Genomic DNA, 18,708 nt, shown 5'->3' with positions numbered 1-18,708 from the left:
TTGCACTGCTTTTTGTTTGATGAGAAATTGGTAAAACTAACTTGTCCACTATTTTGTAAAACCTACGATAGTTTAGTAAGAACTGCCATAAACCAATTGAGTAAACCAAAGTATACATTTTGTTGTTCTTAATTAAGAAATAGATTCTATAGTTTTCTCATAGATCATTATCTTTTCCATGATCCTGATACAATTTTATCAACAAATTCGTTATTTTACTTTATGGCATAATCAATTTTGATGATATTTGACTTCGGTCACACTTATCAGAACACCTTTATCATACCGATATACTTCCCCTGGTTTCTTATAATGCATTTACCTGATCAAATACCAACACCATCAGAAAACAGCGCCCATTCACAGATCATCCATGATCCGATCTTTAATGCAATACCAGGTAATCACCTGTTATTGCTACCCGATGCCCCCCGATTTACTATTGCAGCAGTTTCGGATGATTATCTATCTGCATTTGGGGTAAATAGAGAATTGTTACTTGGTCAGGGGGTGTTTGAGGTATTTTTTAGTGATAGTCGTGATGAGGTTATTTCCATTCAACTCCTGCAATCTCTGGCACAGGTGTTACAAACCAGGCAACCCAATATGATGTCGGATCAGTCTTACCAGCATACTCATCCATTGACAGGCGTCACAGAAACCCGTTTCTGGCGCCCTAGCAATAAGCCGGTGCTAGACAACCAGGGACAGGTATCCCATATTATTCATACAACTGAGGATGTTACTCATTCGAGGCAGCTGGTGCAAGCCAGTCAGGCCAGAGAGTACCTGCAAACTATTCTCAACCTCTGTAAAGAGCCGGTACAAGTACTGGAACCTGTTTTTGAAAATGATCAGATTGTTGACTTTACTTTTGCTCTGACTAATAAGGCCTATGCTGCCTATGCAAACGCGACTCCTGAGCAACTGGAAGGAAAGCGGGTAGGTGAAGTATTTCCCGGCTATCTGGAAACGATCAGCTTTACAAATCCTGTTCAAACCTATACTACAGGTGAGCCGCTTACCTTTGAGATTCATTATGATAAGGATGGACTGGACTTGTATAACCTGATGAGCACATTCAAGCTTAACGATCAGGTGGTGATTCACTTTACCGACTTTACTAACCTGAAACACTTACAGTTTCAGTTGGAAGATAAAATTGTTGAGCTCAAAGGTTCCAATCAGCGCCTGGAAGACTTTGCCCATGCCGCTTCCCATGATTTAAAAGAGCCTGTCCGGAAAATACAAGCGTTTTCCAAACTGTTAAAATCTACCCTTGGTGTGCGGCTGGGAGAAAGCGAAAGTGCTCTTTTTGACCGGATGCTATTGGCTACGGACCGTATGAATACACTAATTGAAGCCCTGTTAGCCTATTCAGAAGTAGATCAACAAGTGGTGTTACCAGAAACGTTCTCATTCAATGAGGTAGTTGCTCAGGTACTTACAGATCTGGATTTTCAGGTGGATCAAGCCAAAGCCACTATTCAAGTGGGTGTATTGTGTGAGATAAAAGGCTACCGAAGTCAATGGGAGCAAGCTTTTCAGAATTTGCTTAGCAATGCACTCAAGTACATTCGCTCTGATGTGGAGCCATTGATTGATATAGATTGCATTAGTGTATCAGGAAAAGAGGTAACCTACCCTATTGCCGAAAGCAAGAGAGGAAAAGACTTTTATATGCTACGTATTGCTGATAATGGAATTGGCTTTGAACAAGCCGATGCAGAACGCATTTTCAACGTGTTTACCCGCCTGCACGGTGTTTCTGAGTATAAAGGCTCAGGCATAGGTTTAGCAACAGTCAAAAAAGTAGTAACTACACATGGTGGTTACATCTGGGCTGATAGCAAACCTAATGAGGGTGCAACCTTCTATATACTATTACCTAAAAACTAAAAGGATATACTCACTACAATCATATATATTGTTCTTAACGGCGAAAAAAGCAGATTTTAGAGCGAGCATCAATTTTCCTACCCAACATGAGTCATCCCGAACGTTGAGTAAAAAATGTTATTGAGGAAGGATAATCATAGAGAGCAAAGATGACTCCAATCGCGGATGGCCGTATAGGTGCGTAGGGCTTCTTTTCTCCGCGAGGTTGGCCTTTGGCCTGTAGGTGGGAGGATCGGAGAAAAGTGCCCTTTTTTGCTTCGTTTTTTGGGCAAGCAAAAAATGAAGAAGCTGCAAGAAGAGCAATGTAAGGAACAATAAAGAAACGAAGGAAGAAACATCTCTCAAAATTAATCTAAGCCCACATTGTTCAAAAATATAGGCTTGAGTTTTACTCATATACAACATTTGGGATGACTCATATTGGGGCAGAGCCTCTTAACCTTTGAAGATATTGATTGGACAATGCTTACAACAATACCTCACAGTTAGGTAGTAACTCCTTAAAGTTTTCCGGTAACTTTACTATCGACTTCTCGCCATCTTTAAATACGCTATCGTTATTGTAACGCAGATCCAGCCACTCCAGATTCGTTAGTTTCAAAATACTGGTAGGTAAGGAATCGAAGCGGTTTAAAGACAAATCCAGCCGTTTTAATTTGGTTAACTTCCCAATCTCCTCAGGCAGGCTTTTTAAACTATTGGCTGAGCAATCCAGTTCTTCCAGATTCTCAAATACAGCAATCTCTTTAGGTATAGTTGCAAACTTGGTATTGTGTAGATTCATAATCCGGATCTTTGCCGCTTCCGGATGGTCAAACGGAAACTTAACTCCGGTTTTGACAGGAGACAAGATCACACTCTCTGGCTTTTCCAATTTCCAGTTATTATACCCTACTCCTATATGAAAATCAAAATAATCCCCCTGTGTCAATGCCATAAGTGCTTTTATTCTGTATTTGTCACCTTGCCTGCAATGAATCAAAATATAAGACAAACCTTTCTGATAATGTGCAAAAAGCAATAAGCCAAATGCGGCCACCTGATCTTTGCTCACCGACTTTGCCATCTTTTCCAACTTGGTACGTACATCTTTTTCCTTTGTCTCATCCAGATTAGTAAAGCTTTGTTTATCGTTCAGTACTTGTCCCCACTCTACTGAAACTTGTGTAAGCAAAAGCTTTTTTGCCTCTGCACGTACTTTCGCATCAGAGCTGGTCTTTTGTACAAGTACTAATTCATCAATCATATTGGAAGGAACACCTCCTGTTTTCAGCATTTCCAGCCCCAGTAATACCGAAGAATCATCTTTGCTGGTTAGCAGCCTACGGAGGCCATCAGCCATCTGCTGCCCTCCGGTAACTTCTTCCTGAACCAGAAACTTTTCTTCTGAATCTACTTCCTTTAGTACCTGATATAACTGAGGTTCCAGCAAAAACTGATAGGAATTACCCTTGAATATAGCCCCGAGGTCTGTCGGCTTTTTACCTAATGCAATATGAGTTACATCCACATCAAATTGTGTAGTAAAAGGAACTAATAACTTTCCCAGTTTTTCTTTAATCTCATTTTTCTTCTCCGTAAAATCACCACAAAGCCATACTTTACCCGCCTGCATAGCACTAACAGAATCATTGTTTAGCTTGTGATCCAGTAACTTTTGTTGTAGTTTATCTATTAACCGTTTGTATGGTATACAAAGGGCTTGCATTAATCTATAGAGAGGCCATTCATCAGGAATATGTAAAGTCCTCTGCTTACTAATTTCTACCATAAACCATTTTTTATCCTCTCGATTTAAGTCACTTTTCACTATAGCTTTATAAAAAGAGAGTCGGTCTTCCATGTTGCCACCCTTTACAAAAATAGATGACCAGAAAGAGCTATACATACTGATAGGAAGTGCTTTTTTGGCATCTAGTATAAACCACTGATCAAGTATAGGATTGTTGCCTATTCCTAAACCTTGTAATTCAGGTATTGTAAAGGCAAAATGAAAGTCTTCTATTTGATTGTTATCCAGACCCACACTTTCCAGTTTAGCCATCTTGCTCCAATCCGCGGGTACATGTTTAAGACTGGTATATGATATAGAAAGCTTTTTCAGATTGGAGAAAGAACAAAACCACTCAGATAATGAAATAAATGTTCCTTTATGGATAGACAGAGATTCAAGTTTTTGGCAATCCTTCAAATCATCCGGAATGCCATCTATTTGTGTGATAGAGAGCTCTGTCAGTTTCTGGCATGACCCAATACCTGTAAGCCACTGCTGATCGCAATTCGTTCCTATGTACAGGCTTTGCAAGTCTGGTAATTGACTAAATATGGGTCCAGGTCCACTAAGCTTACTTTGGGTAATATGGATTGTCTGTAGCGAAGCAGGCCAGCATTTGGGATTTGACCAGTCATCGATACGAGTATCTTTTAAAGATAGATAGTTCAGCTTTTTATTTGCCTGTAATTGAGGCAAAGCTTTCAATGGGGCTTCCAGTGTAACAGTTGTTAAAGCTGACATTTCGTTCAAAACATGGTTCGGGAGATTACTCAGTGTATCTGACCAAATATGTAACGACAGAATAGTAGGTGTAATAAAATAAGAAGGAAACTCCGTTAAATCTTTGATTCCCAAATATAAGTTCTGCAGTTTAGGCAAGTCTTCTTTTGCACTACCTGTTATAGCAGGCAAAGGATCAGACAGAAAGGTAAAGTCGGCTAATCCACTACATTTCTTGAGTACATCCAGATTGGAAAGAGTGGTAATCTCAATTCTGAGACTATTCAACTTCTTCAGAGAGGGTAGATTGGCAGGCAACTCCTCCAGCATCATTTTCTGAAATATCAGTGTACTTACCTGTGGCGCTTTGTCCAGGATTTCTTCTACCTGCTTTTTGGTTGCTTTCCGATCGGCAATAGTCAGGTAAGAGGTATATGAAAGCTGTTCAAAATCTCTTGCCTGTAGCTGATCAATATTTTCAATATACATAGCTGTATAAAAGTTAGCGGAATACGAGTTACTGCAAACAAAAATAAACTATTTCACGCATTCAGCAGGTCAAAAGAAACAAGAAAAGCAACAGCATTATTACATCTGCATGATTTAGAGATGTTATAGTAACTCATGTTAGCAAACTCACTGAATCTCTGTTATTTACCTTTATCAAATAAATATGACTAACTTACGTTATTCTACACACAACTACTTACTCTCAGATATAAAACCATGAAATACTTACTGCTGGCCTGTGTGTTTTGCTTTACCTCCTGTGCTGTTGAATATGCACCACATTGCAAACCACCCAAGAACAAAAGTGCCAAGGCATTGTATAAACATCCTTATTCTGCCGGAAGATAAGAGGTCCTGAATGCCTCCCGGTTATGGTATAGGAGTGCTAATTCTGATACATTCTTTATCTGATTCACACAGTTTGTTTTGTATTGCTATAAGCTATATAGAACACAACATGAGCCATCCCAAATTTTAGATGAGAGTTTGTTTTATAAAATCAGCGTCTATACTCTTTTCTTGAATTTGTTTATTGTCTTTTACATCACTCTTTTTGTGGCCTCTTACTTTTTTGCTTGCCCAAAAAAGTAAGCAAAAAAAGGCACTTTTCTCCGATCCTCCCGCCCACAGGCCAAAGGCCAACCTCGCGGAGAAAAGATTCCCTACGCACCTACACGACCACTCGCGATTGAAGGCAGAGCAGCTCTCTTTGTAACTCCTTTGTTTCTTTTTTTCTAAATTTGGAATGAGTCATGTTGTGTTTTTCAGGAAATAAGGTTCTTATCCAGATGCCTAAAGAATAGATGACTGTGTAATTGGCAGAAAAATCTCAAACACAGCTCCTTCATTCTCTACTCCATTTGCTCTTATATGTCCACTATGATTCTCCACAATTCTTTTACAGATAGTCAGTCCAATTCCATTACCCTCAAATCCACCATCCGGATTAAGCCGCTGGAAGATAGTAAAGATTCGTTCGGCATGTTCTGAATCAAAGCCAATTCCGTTATCAATCAGAACAATGTGGGCATAGGCAATATCTGTCTGTAGAAATCCATAGGCTTCTGCGTCTTCTTCGGCTATATAGTGGTATTGTATTTCTACTGTAGGCTTCTGCCTGGTAAACTTCAATGCATTCCCAAGCAGATTATAAAAAAGCTGATTCATCTGTAAAGGGACAGCTTCAATAACAGGTAACGGGTCAACAGAAACTACAGCCTCTTTCTCTGCAATTAAAAGTTCAAAATCTGCCAGGACTTCCTGTACAATCGTATTCAAATCTGTCTGTTCAAAGGTTAACTCTATGTGGGCTACTTTTGAATACTTCAGAATATCATTCACCAGCTGCAACATACGATTTGCAGAAGCAATCACTCTGTCAGCATACACCTGGCTTTCTTCATCTTCCAGCGAAAGTCTCTTGCGTATCAGTTTAGTAAAGACCTGAATTTTCCGGAGTGGTTCCTGCAAATCGTGACTGGCTATGTAGGCAAACTGCTCGAGTTCGGCATTGGTCTTTATCAGTTGCTCATTGATATTTTTCAGTTCGAATGTTCTGATAGCTACACGATCTTCCAGTATTTCCTCCACCGTTTTCTGATCGTGAATATCCGTGCTAGTCATAATCCAGCTATCCATTTGTCCATGCCTTCCTCGTAAGGCCGTGCCCCTGGTCAAATGCCACCTGTATTCGCCATCATACCGTTGGTAGCGATGTTCATAAATAAAATCTTTCCCGGTTTGCAGAGAGTATTTCCAATGCATCATACTCTCCTCTTTTTCATCCGGATGCACAAGATCCAGTAAAATATACTGAGTTAGTGACTGTTCCAAATGTCCAAAATAGGTATGAGCAAAAGCATTGTAAAAGTGATTGTTACTTTCTATATCCAGACTCCACACTAACAGTGGCATGCTGTTGGCCAATAAACGGAAACGTTGTTCACTTTCCCGAATCTGTTCCAGTGCGGTAGATAGCTCAGTTACATTGCTGGCAACCATCATTACCTTAGTCACAATACCATTGTGTTCCTGTAACGGCTCCAAGGCCAGGGTAATGTATAGTTTTTCTAAGGTATCTGCGCGTTTGATTTCCACGGGCCATTGATCTACTACACGTCCTATACCACTCTGCAACACCTCTCTAACCATAGTCTCAAATCCATCATCTGAAATCTCTGTAACTGCAGAAAGATACGGCAGTCCTATAACCTGTTCACTTGTCTTATTCCAGTAATTGAGCAGCATGGTATTTGCTACTTCAATAACCAAGTCCTGACCACGGAAAATTCCTATAGCAACAGGAGCCTGACGGAAAATACTTCGCAGCTCTTCTTCTGTCTTTTTCCGGCCCTGATGAATTTTAATTAGTGCACTCACCTTGGTAAGTAATTCCTTTGCAGAAAATGGCTTAACCAGGTAATCGTCGGCACCCCAGTCCATGCCTTCCAGACGCGATTCCTGCCCAGCTCTGGCCGATAGTAAAATAACCGGAATCTGATAACCACTCCGTAAACGGATTTGCTGCAACATCTCTCGTCCATCCATGACAGGCATCATAATATCACTAACAATCAAATCAGGAGTTCGAATCTCTATTTTATCGATGGCCTCTTGTCCATTTGTAGCAAGCGAAAGAGAAAAATAAGGTAAAAGCATTCGTTGCAGGTATTGTCGCATATCAGCATTATCGTCCACAATCAGCAAATGAATATCCTTCTGAACTGTAATAGTTTCTATCTGATTATTGTCGAATGGATTACCCAGTATTTGATCAGAAGCTGACGTACTTTCCCAACTCCCTTCTGCGGCGTTCTGTGTTCCCAGAAGGCTCATAGCCTCCAGAATAAATGTTTGTTTCTGAGAAACGACTTTTGGCAGGTTTTTACCTTCAGAAAGTTGCTCTATGGAAATATGGTCTTTACCTGTTGGAATAGACACCGTAAAAGTGGTGCCTTCTCCAAACACACTGGCAATCTGAATCTGTCCATGATGTAAATTCACCAGCTCATACACTAATGAGAGACCAATCCCTGTACCTTCATGGGTCCGTCCCTGTGAATTTTCGACCCGGTGAAAACGTTCAAACATATGCGGCAGTTCTTTTTCTTCAATACCAACCCCAGTATCTGCAACCTGTAATACTGCCTGACCGTCTTTTTCAAATACAGAAACTTTTACTCTACCCTGTAGGGTATATTTAAATGCATTGGAGAGCAGGTTTAATACAATCTTCTCCCACATATCCATATCTACATATACAGGCATCACCTCAGCAGGCCTTTTAACCTGTAGTTCCAAGCCAGCACTCTCCATGACCGATCGAAAGGTAGAAGCCAGATCTTCAGTCACTTCTCCTAAATCCACTTTTTCAAAGCTGGCTTTTACCCTCCCTGCTTCCACCCGGCTAAAATCAAGCAAGTTATTCACCAGTTTCAAAAGTCTCAGCGCATTCCGATGCATAGATTCAATATCCTGCATGGTAAGTGTATTCCGGGACTTTTCAATCTGTTCCTCCAATGGTCCAAGTAACAGTGTAAGGGGTGTACGAAACTCATGGCTCACATTGCTAAAAAAAGCAGTTTTTGCTTTGTCAATTTCAGCCAGCTGTTGTGCCCGCTTTTGTTGCTGCTGATAGGCATCTACGCTTGAGAAAGCAGTGGAGATTGCATTCGAAAGCAACTCAAAAAAGTTTTGGTATTCCTGATCCAGGGCTCGTCCTCTACTCACACCTGCGACCATAAACCCATAGGGCTTTTCCTGTCCGGCAATTTGAATAGGAAAAATGAATGCAGTGTGGGGTGGTTGTTCAAAGGGGCCAGACTGGAAGGAACCAAAACGTTCCTCCAGGTTACTAACCAGTACAAAGTCCTGGCTTTCTAGTACCAGGTCAAATGGCCAATGCGTTTCATCAGACGTCTGAGTGTCTATCTGCGGAAATTCAAGTGCTCCCTGACTGGTTCCTGAAGACATCTGAAGAGTTGCCAAACCTGTTTTGGAATCCAGTTCATAAAGCTGGATAAAGGGTAAATCATAGGTTAATGAAGGATGAATAGTTGTTAGTTCTCTTACCACCTCACTGTTAGTCCGGGCTTTACCGATATGGACAGCTACATCACGTAAAACCTGTGTCCGTCTGGCACTCAGAATCTGTTCTGTTGTCTCTGTGATGGGGTGAAAAATACCTCCCACATTTCCGGATTCATCCCGGATAGGCGCAAAAGAGAATGTCATGAATGCCTCTTCCAGGTAGCCATACCGATCCAAAAGCATCTGCTGATCCTTAATATATGTCCCCTCTCCAGCCAGCCCGCGATCAAAAGCACCTCCCACTACTGGCAATGCCGTTTCCCAGCATATTTTAAAGTTTTGCCCCATCGACTCCGGATGCTTAGCGCCGCAGATAGGCCGATAACTGTCATTATAAATCTGAATCAGTTCTGGCCCCCAAGCAATCAGTATGGGAAAGGTTGACGAAAGACAAAGACTTACAGTGGTCTTTAAACTCTGAGGCCAGTCCTCAACCGGACCAAGTGGTGTCTTTGACCAATCCATTGAACGTATCAACGCCCCCATCTCTCCGCCTCCTGATATAAAAGAATGGCTAGATGCTAAGTCCCGCATGCTATTTCCTGAAATTTAGTTTGATTGTAAGCTATTTATCTTCCGGCCCTTCCCTAAAATCACCTTAACTGTTTTATTTTCCAAAACAGTGTAGAAGATCTGTTCAAACTCCATTGCTACTATCTAAAGTAACGACAGGAGAAAAAAATATTGCTCTGCTTTTTTATGAAGCAGCTAAAAGGCTGAATAAGAAGGACAAAGCAAAAATAAGGATTGATATACTTATTTTTTGTAAAAATAACAGAAAAAAGGATATGGCTATTATTTTATATTTTCAGACGGGCTATCCATTTCCAGCAACCAATAGACAAACAAAAGTAGCTAACTACTTTAATCTTCAGAATACATCCTACCGACCCTGGGAAACAGGCACCAATTCAGATAAACCGGAAAATATGTCTATCATTTCTTCCAGATCACAAGGTTTCTGAAAATAAGCTGTTCCACCTGCCTGCATAAAGGTATGTACACCCTGTATAGTTTTTGATGTAGAATAAGCAACGATAGGCAACTGAGTATAATTGTGACACCTTCTTAAGGCGATCAATGTCTCTACACCATCTTTAATGGGCATATTGATATCAAGCATGATCAGTGAAACAGGAGGTAAATCCAGAGGCCGATTTGTCAGATAATCCAGTAATAGTTGTCCATTGTTAGCAACATAATATTGCCAGTGGGGGAAATTTTCTTTGAGTACCATACGCAACATGTCTCTATCATCTGGATCATCCTCAGCAATTAAAAGAAAGAAAGTATTTTGCTTCATGTGGGTATGGCGTATGGCCATTGTAAAGTAAACGGTTTGCTAAGGCCAAAAATACATAGAAAAGAAGAGTATATCTAATAGTCATACCTATTCCTGAGAGGTATTTTCAAAATACACTGCAAATTAGTTACTGAAGGCACTTACAGGTGTGAATTATTTATACCTATACAAGCAAAAACCAGGTTACCTATGAATATCATCCATAAATAACCTGTTTATATTCTACCCAGAAAGACTATATACTATTTGCTTTCAAAAAGTTTGCTTCTTGTTCAGTTCAGGCAAGGCATCATCAATCCGTTTGGCTAGTTCTGGTAACTTTATTGTAGGTACAGCAGGAAACAGATGGTGTTCCAGATGATAAAACATACTGAATGTTAGTTTATTTTTCCATGTTCCTCTTTGGGTTCTGGCAATTTCTGGTGCTTCATGTGTATCATGGTGTACAGTCCATACGGCAAAAAACGCCATCAGAAATTCGCCAATCAACATAACAATGCAATGATAGATCAAAAACGCAATATTAAAATAGAAGATAACACCCACAAAAACTGCCACAGAGAAAAGCTCAAGTAATACATTGCGTACATACTTTTTATTTGCCAGTTGCAAAGTCACTTTATGTATCAGAAACATATGTACAGGACCATACAGAATAGCACCATACCAGGTCATACCTGCCGATTTCCCTTCATAATCCTCTTCTGACAAACAATATTTATGATGCCTGATATGGTTATACTTTACCGCATGAATAGAAACCATCATCAGTATGCTATTGATATACAATGACAGCCAGGTGAGTGTTTTGTTGGTTCCCAAAGAATTGTGAAATCCATTGTGTACCTGTCGCAGAGCTGTTAAAAAGAAAAAAGCCGAGAAGGGCAAAGCCAGCATATAATAACCATAAAAGGCAAATAACCATGAAATCAATGCCCAGGGAATAGTCAGGTTATTCTCGATCAGCATCTCCCGAATAGATAGCTGCTGCAGGTCTTTCCATTTTACGGTACGAAGTATTTCTGTGTGAGTCATAGGTATACAGGTTAGTTTTTCTGTGCTACAATGTAGTATTTATACCCTTGTTTTCAAGCAAGGTAACTTACAATTGAACAGCTTTTATTCACACTTCAGAATACAATTCTGCCAATACATTCACTGTGGGAAATATCCCCTGTTTACCTATTATCCATACTACCGACTAACAATATGACAGTCAATAAATTATCAGGCAGATCACACATCCTTTCCCATCTGGTTGAATTTTAGTTATCCATTACTACCTAAACGTACACTCACCTATGAAATCAGTCTTTATTTGTTTACTTCTGCTAACAAGCAGCTATGTTTTTGCACAAAACGAAAATACACTCAGTGTGCAGATCGATGGCAAGGAATTTAAAACAGCTCCCCGTCGTATTCGGATGGGCTCTGTATGGTATATTACTGCCAATGCGGTAAAACCCGATAAATCCTTACGTTTCTGGTTTGCTAACTTTAACAAAACCGAACTTCCCGAAGTAGGTCAATACCTGATTGTAGAAGAAAACTACAGCAATAAAGAGATCAAACAACTGGCAGAAGAAGGTAAATACAAAGGAATTGCGTTTGTCAAATACGTGGAAGAAACAAAAACTCCGCGAATGGAATACCATGTCGGCAAGTCACGCCATATAAATGGAGGAATTATCGAAGTCACAACCTCTAATGCAAACGTGATTGAAGGAAAATTCACAGCCAATCTGGATGGCACTCATTTCAAAGAAAAAGCAACCGCAACCGCATTTGGCGGAGTAGGTCGTATCATCAATAAAATGGAGGACAAAGCTGTAACCAGTGCAACCGGGTATGATTCAGACATTGATCCGGAAGGAAATGGCTATAAAAGAACAGATCAGAAAGATGAACTGGTACTGACGAATGGTGTGTTTAAGTTGCAACTCACCAAAACAGAACCAGCTAAGTAAGATATTTCAAACAGGTGTATATAAGAGTTGTTCAGGGGATGGATCTACAAATCCCCTGACACTCCTTTTATTTTGAGTTGTTTTTCAACCTTGTTGTTTTATATTCCATTACTTTTAAAGGTTTATTTCTTTTTTTGCCTTCTTCCAATCGTTATTCCATATTCCCTAGCTTTGTTCTACTTGCGGCCTGTTACTTTTTTGCTTGTCCAAAAAAATAACCCAAAAAGGACAAAAAATTCCAAAGCTTCGCCCCATAGGGCTAACACCTAATCTTGTCACATAACTTTTTCAATTTTGCAGGTTTTAGGGGACAATCTTTTTTTTGTGCCTCTCACTTTTCCCTGCCTTCTTACCTTTTTTGTCCTTCTGAAAGGATCTATCTCCTTCCTGTCCTCCTGAAAGGACCTCGTGGCAAGACCGGCGGCTTTTCCGAGTGGAGAGTATTTTTTCTCTCCAAATCCAAACGCTACTCTATTTGTCACAAGATTCTTTCAGAAGGACAGAGAGTGGATGTTCCTTTCAAAAGGATAGGGAGAGTGTTTTTTCTTTATTTACAAATCTCTTTTCCAGAAAAGTTATGGGACACAATAAGGGTTAACGCTAGGTCCGTAGAATTTTTATTCCCACGCACCTAAACGACCTTCCGCGATTGAGGTCATCACGACTCTCTTTGTACCTTTTTTAGCTTTCTCTATAATTCTCTCACCTCAGATAATCGGCACGGATTGTTCTACAAATCGCTTATAGACACTGGTTAGTATTTCGCTTTTTATAACTTGCTCTTTTCGGATATTGCTAATCCAGAACAAGACTTTAATCTCAAAGCTTTTCTCGGAAATTCCGCTAAGTAGTATGTCCGGCGGCGTTGTGGACAGGATATTCGGGTTTTTCATAATCTCTTCCTGCAAATACGATTTCACTGTTTCCAGATCTACCCCTGTGCCTACCTTAAATATCATTTCTATACGCACATGGTTGTTGTTCAATGTCCAGTTCACCACATGACCTGATAACAAGTCTCCATTGGGCACAATAATCTCAGAGCCTTCTGCAGTAATAAGTCGGCTGGAACGGATACCAATGTCTTTTACCCGCCCTTTTTTGCTGGCAACTTCAATAGAATCGCCAATTTCGAACGGACGTTCGAAAATAAGGATCACACCAGACACCAGGTTGTTAACGATATTCTGTAAACCCAAACCAATACCGACACCCAAAGCTCCCAGAATAATGGTGATTTTATCAATAGGCAACCCAGATGCGGCAATGGCCAGTAAGAATCCTAGTAACAACAGAATCAGGCGCATCACTACCAGACGAGAACCTTTTTTGTCTGGAATAGTTTCATCATCAGTCTCACCAAAGAAAAGTCCAATGTTCTTTTGCAATAAGTTGGAAATATAGATAATGGCAAAGAACAACAGAACATTCCCTAAGGTAAAGGAAGTGTTCCCTAATGATCGTGGACGAGTAAGCAGGCGTTCCAGTGAGCCAAACACCATACTATACATATTTAGATTGATAGTAAAGATGACCACCCAGAACACAATAGCTATGATCAAAAGCCCTTTGTTAAGCACCTTCTGTATCTTTTCCTGATCAAATCGGGAAGCGATGCCTTTGGAAAGCTGGCTTTTCTTTAAATGCAATTGAATCGCTTCTGTTAACAATTGGATAAACACAGCCAACCCTATGATTTGAGTAATACCAAAAATAGCAGTCATGCTATAGGTCTTGGCCAGACTCAGTCGTCCAAACAAGTTAAGCAGAATGGAGAGAACGTTAAATACAATGTAGATAATAGATACGACACGAACAAACCGTACAATGGATAATGCCTTGCGTATACGGGAGAAGAACAACAATCCAAACACCACAGAAGCCACATTCAATGCCAGTAACAAAAGTCTTGGCCCTAGTGTTGGAGCAAGGAAGTTGTTGGTAATCAGGAATAGAACATAGAATACAATGATTGCCAGCCAGTAATAAAACAGATTCGTTGGCCAGTTACGCCAGATAAATACTGTAAGCGTAATGAGCAAAAAGAACTGCATCATATCCACATAGGCAGAAGGTGGATGCAGATCAATAAATGGTGCCAGAATCAGAATGACTACCAGTGTGGAAATGACAGGGATACGTTTCAGGTATTGAATTTTTATATCCGAAAGTGCTTCAGTTGCCTGTAGTTTGTCAATCTTCCGGAAGTTAGAAAACACCCACCAGAAGAATAATCCTCCCAGAGCCAGTATACCCAAACGGCTACTCCCGTTTTTATCGATATAGTATTTTAAGATTTTTCGTTGTCCTTCATATGATTTGCGGGCCATCTGTGGAATGGCATCGTCCTGTTTTACAGAACCTGGTGTTTCCCATAAGAAATCATATTCTTTCCCGGCAGTCTTTGTGGCAGACTGTCGCAACATATCCCGTACTTCGTTCTGAAGTTCTATACTTTCAAAGTAGTTGTCCGAAACTACAGCCTGCAGGTGATTGATTTTAGCTATATTCTCACTGGTGGCTTTGCGGGACTTTACCCATTTTTCTTTTAATTCTTTTAATTCTGTTGTATATAGATGACTCACACTGGTATCAGAAGTTTGCTGGATTCGCAGGTTAAAGTCACGAGAAAGCTCAACTAGTTGTTGATTCATTTCTTTCAGATCTTTACTATGCTGAATCAGCGTTTTACGCCACTCTTCCAGATCACTCTTCATGTCTTTCAGCAATACAGACATGGTTTCCAGGTTCTTGATATTTATTACCTGTTTGTAAAGTGCCAGATTCTCGCGTATAATCTGAATGTTAGACTTAACCTCAGGCAGATACTGATCGATCTCTCTGGTTGCAAAACCACGCCGATTACGAAAATTGATACGGTTTAGTGTAGTATACATAGACTCAATCTGACTGACCAGACTATCTACGGTTATAGAAGGACCTTTTGTATTTTCCTTCGGTTTGGCAACGACTGCCTCCGCTCTTTTCGGAAATACCTGCAAAGTCAGACAAACCAAAATCAAGAGAAAATAGGGATATCTCTTCCTGTGTCTTACCTGCTGAAAGGTATTGGCAGAGATTGTATAGTCTGGGATAACACCCATCTGTTTTGATCGAAATGTTACAATAACTAAAGAATCACTTCTATCCTTTCTTTTCACAAATTGATAAACAAAATCCAGTGCTATACAGATAAACTGCTGAATCAGGATTTTTGTCATACTCCAGTATGGAGATTTAGAGTGTAAACGACGCATTGATTGTCAATAAGTTGAATAAACAAGTACATATATTCAATTTATCCATAGACGTATGTTTGCTGAGAACTGGTTACGAATGGACTTTAACCTAAAATTCAGCGTTATACTAATCAGGGCAAATAACATATCCATCCGATTACTTACCTTATCTATAAAAACTCATATTTCAACAGATTTTCATCTCTTCCGTTTTGCTAAAAAACAGAAGCCCTGCCAGTTATTGTATTATCATACATACAATAACTGGCAGGGCTGTTAACAAGTAAATTTCAGAATAGTGGATTATATAAATTTATTGCTAAAATCAGCTGCATTGATAGGCATTGGCTGTATCAAAAGCCTCTTCATTTTTTTCAGTTCTTTAAAGTTCTCAGGCACGACAAGAGCTTCTTTGCTATACAGAAATATCTCTTTCAGATACTTTAATCGTGGTAAAAAGTCGGGAATCTCCTTTAGTTTATCTCCATGAATGTTAATCTTTTGCAGCCGGGAGAGCTTCTCCAGTTCTGCAGGTACAACCTTTTCATCCGTAAATGCCTGAATATCCTGTAATGTTGCCGAGTGAAGCAGCAATGAATCCATGATAGATGCTATATTGCATTTAGGCAATATCAGGCGTTCTAATCGTCCCTGAAATATTTCCATTTGCAGGATCTGGTTAATCTCTGCATCTGTAAAATTCCAGCCACCCAAAGTAACATAGCGTGGCTTTACAGTAAAAGCTGGAATAGTGAGATTGAATAACTCTGCTCGATACCTATTGGTCAGGCTACTTTTCAGGTAGAAAAAATTTTGCAAAAATTTGCCTGTACGTTTATAATGACAGACAGCCATCTGAGCTACATCAAAATCGGGAGCTACTCTTTCATACTGTAAATAAGGGCAACGTCCTAGCCCCAGGTTTACCGGGTTTGATAAAATCTGCGATGCGCCTTTAGATAGCTTCGGAGCCAGCAACTTTCGCAAATTATCCTTTATCTTTTTTTCTCTCGTTGTTTTTGCCACGATCAGCAGATCCGGGACAAATTCATCCGGAATTCCTCCTCCTTTGATCATCTCCAATACTAATTCTTCATTCACAGGATCATTAGACCAAACCAATTTTCGCAAATTTTCCAGTTCCGGTTGTTCCAGAGCAGTCATAAAACCAGGCTGCTCCTGATCCAGAAAGGTATCCAGCTCTGTTTCTGACAGAAAACGGTGGGGGTATTTCCAAAAATCAGATGGTAGTGTTAGCTCATCACCTACTACGATCCATTGGGTATCTGCACTTATTTTTTGTTGATAGGCAAACCCACTGGCTTTCAGTTTTTCTTTGTAATAGGTTTTAGCCCGCTTTGTACTGCCAGAAATAGAGACAGAGAATGTAGTTTGTTTGTCAGATACAGGTACATTATCATTTAAAACTGACAGATTATCCCAAACCAATTGCCGGATCTGTGAATTTTTCCTGTTAACCAGACTCACCAACAGATCTTTTACATTGGGAAAAGATGCCAATGCCTGTTTTCCTGCAAAGATGATAGTTCCTATCAGCTTTCGCTGTTCAGCTGTACAGCCTGTTTCCTGTAACAAATGAGGTAAATCACGGACATATGACCTATAGTGTGCAGGAATACACTTTTCCGCAATCCAGTTTTGTTGTAAGGAAGGCCAGACGGCCACTACCCCAGGTATATACTGAAGATTGTTATTTTCAGAAGTTCGAATTTCTGCTAACTGACTCATATGTTGCCAGCTATCAGGAAACTGGCGAAGTCCGGTCTGGCGAATCTCCAGCTTTGCCAAGACAGGACATTCATCCCAGGAATCTGGCAATGCAGTTAGTTTTGGCAGGTTTGAAATTCTTATCTCATCCAGTGAAAAATTTTCTTTTCCCAGATCAGAAAGTTTCTCCAGGTTGAGACAATCTTTGATACTTAAAAAAACAAGTTTTGTCAGTTGACACCAGGACTCAGGTAACGCACTTAACTTTGGTAAATTAGTAAGTTCTATCTGGCTCAGCGAAGTGTTCTCTTTTCCCAGACTGGAAAGTATTTCCAGATCCGGACAATTCGTTATGGAAAGCAAGGTAAGCTTTTTTAGTTGAGCCCAGCACTCAGGTAATGATTTCAGGGACAGTTCTTCCAGATATATCCTTTCCAGCAAAGGATGGTCTAACGAATCTGGTAATGTTTCAATACCAGTTCTTCGTATATTCAAAACAGTCAACTGGTCAAACTGTTTCATTTCTTCCGGCCATTTTGTTAATTGTGGTAACCCTTCCAATTTCAGCCATTTAAGTTGTCGACTTTGAAAAAGATAGGCAGGCAGCTCAGAAACAGGCATGTATGTTACAGCTACTCCTGTCAATGCAGGCATTTTCCCAAATGGATTTTCCGCGAAATGACTGGAAAAGACCTCCAGATGTATTAGAGAATCAAGTTGTGTGAAATTAAATGTTACAGGAGTCTTTTCACTGGCAATCTTCGATAGCTTCAGGTTTGTCAGCTGTTGCAACTTATCCCAGCCAGCAGGCATCTGAGCCAGTACAGGCAATTTATAAAAATAACATTCGTTCAGACCTGTTAGTCCAGTCAGATCCGGAAGTACCTCCAGACTATCAGAATTACCAATAGATAAATACTCTAACTGATGTAAAGCCGTAAAGTCAATTGGCAGGGATTGATGTTTATAGTTACCAATTTGAAGTCTTTTAAGAGTAACAGCTTTATCTATACCTTCTAGTCCTCTCTGAACCCCTGTTACGTTGACTTCATGTAAAACAGGTGATGAAAATAGATTGGGGCTAACCGCAGTATCTTCTCCATTAATCACGAGTTTTTCCAGCACTAATGTAGCATCATCCGGAACATAAATAGATTTTAGTTCTGAAGCATATTCTATTTGCAGCAATTCCAATGGGTGCGTCCAGAGAACTTCCGGAATCGTTGTAATACGGCTCCGGTCAATCTTTAATTCTTTTAACGGAAATGCCTGTAACAGTTCCAGCAAATATTCATCGTGATTGATTCGGGCAGGTTTGAACTCTGTCTTATCAAATTCCAGATGAATTCCTTTTATATTAGGCACTCGTGTTTTTAATTCAGAAACAGGGACAGGCTTCGACAGGTAAATAGCTTTCACCTCGTGCCCACTTCCCCACAGATAATAATAATGTTGATATTCCAGTTCCAGTGACATAGT

9 protein-coding genes are annotated in these 18,708 nt (G+C 40.0%); 3 read left to right on the top strand and 6 right to left on the bottom strand.

Annotation, left to right across the window (positions count from 1 at the left end; genetic code table 11):
• Window positions 1–312: 312 nt before the first annotated feature.
• On the top strand, window positions 313–1,899 hold the full coding sequence (locus tag QNI22_RS00960) for a sensor histidine kinase (RefSeq protein ID WP_314508728.1): 1,587 nt from the start codon (window positions 313–315) through the stop codon (window positions 1,897–1,899).
• A 466-nt stretch (window positions 1,900–2,365) separates the two neighbouring features.
• Here QNI22_RS00960 and QNI22_RS00955 read toward each other — a convergent pair whose 3' ends face one another.
• Entirely contained in the window at window positions 2,366–4,882 is a 2,517-nt protein-coding gene (locus QNI22_RS00955) for a leucine-rich repeat domain-containing protein (RefSeq protein WP_314508727.1), read from the bottom strand.
• Between the two features lie 237 nt (window positions 4,883–5,119).
• On the opposite strand from QNI22_RS00955, the gene QNI22_RS00950 reads away from it, so the two are divergent.
• A complete protein-coding gene (locus QNI22_RS00950) occupies window positions 5,120–5,251 on the top strand; it encodes a hypothetical protein (protein WP_313986174.1) in 132 nt (43 codons plus the stop codon).
• Window positions 5,252–5,695: 444 nt separating this feature from the next.
• Here the strand turns inward: QNI22_RS00950 and QNI22_RS00945 are convergent, their stop codons facing one another.
• The 3 genes from QNI22_RS00945 to QNI22_RS00935 form a co-directional block, all read right to left on the bottom strand.
• Complete coding sequence (locus QNI22_RS00945; protein ID WP_314508726.1) at window positions 5,696–9,526, bottom strand: ATP-binding protein; 3,831 nt, start codon at window positions 9,524–9,526, stop codon at window positions 5,696–5,698.
• A gap of 349 nt (window positions 9,527–9,875) precedes the next feature.
• Window positions 9,876–10,295, bottom strand: coding sequence for a response regulator (locus QNI22_RS00940; protein WP_314508725.1), 420 nt, complete (start codon window positions 10,293–10,295; stop codon window positions 9,876–9,878).
• A gap of 252 nt (window positions 10,296–10,547) precedes the next feature.
• Window positions 10,548–11,330 (bottom strand): fatty acid desaturase family protein, encoded by a 783-nt coding sequence (locus tag QNI22_RS00935; protein ID WP_314508724.1) that lies wholly within the window; start codon window positions 11,328–11,330, stop codon window positions 10,548–10,550.
• 266 nt (window positions 11,331–11,596) lie between these two features.
• Here QNI22_RS00935 and QNI22_RS00930 point away from each other — a divergent pair, with 266 nt between their 5' ends.
• Window positions 11,597–12,262 (top strand): hypothetical protein, encoded by a 666-nt coding sequence (locus QNI22_RS00930; RefSeq protein ID WP_314508723.1) that lies wholly within the window; start codon window positions 11,597–11,599, stop codon window positions 12,260–12,262.
• Between the two features lie 707 nt (window positions 12,263–12,969).
• On the opposite strand, the gene QNI22_RS00925 is transcribed toward QNI22_RS00930, so the two are convergent.
• Together QNI22_RS00925 and QNI22_RS00920 are read right to left on the bottom strand one after the other, a co-directional pair.
• A complete protein-coding gene (locus tag QNI22_RS00925; RefSeq protein WP_314508722.1) occupies window positions 12,970–15,483 on the bottom strand; it encodes a mechanosensitive ion channel family protein in 2,514 nt (837 codons plus the stop codon).
• A gap of 321 nt (window positions 15,484–15,804) precedes the next feature.
• Complete coding sequence (locus QNI22_RS00920) at window positions 15,805–18,705, bottom strand: leucine-rich repeat domain-containing protein (RefSeq protein WP_314508721.1); 2,901 nt, start codon at window positions 18,703–18,705, stop codon at window positions 15,805–15,807.
• Window positions 18,706–18,708: the final 3 nt, after the last annotated feature.

Source organism: Xanthocytophaga agilis, from assembly GCF_030068605.1.
GTDB classification, from domain to species: domain Bacteria; phylum Bacteroidota; class Bacteroidia; order Cytophagales; family 172606-1; genus Xanthocytophaga; species Xanthocytophaga agilis.
The sequence above is the reverse complement of the archived record's forward strand: the minus strand, read 5'-3'. Positions and strand labels throughout refer to the sequence as shown.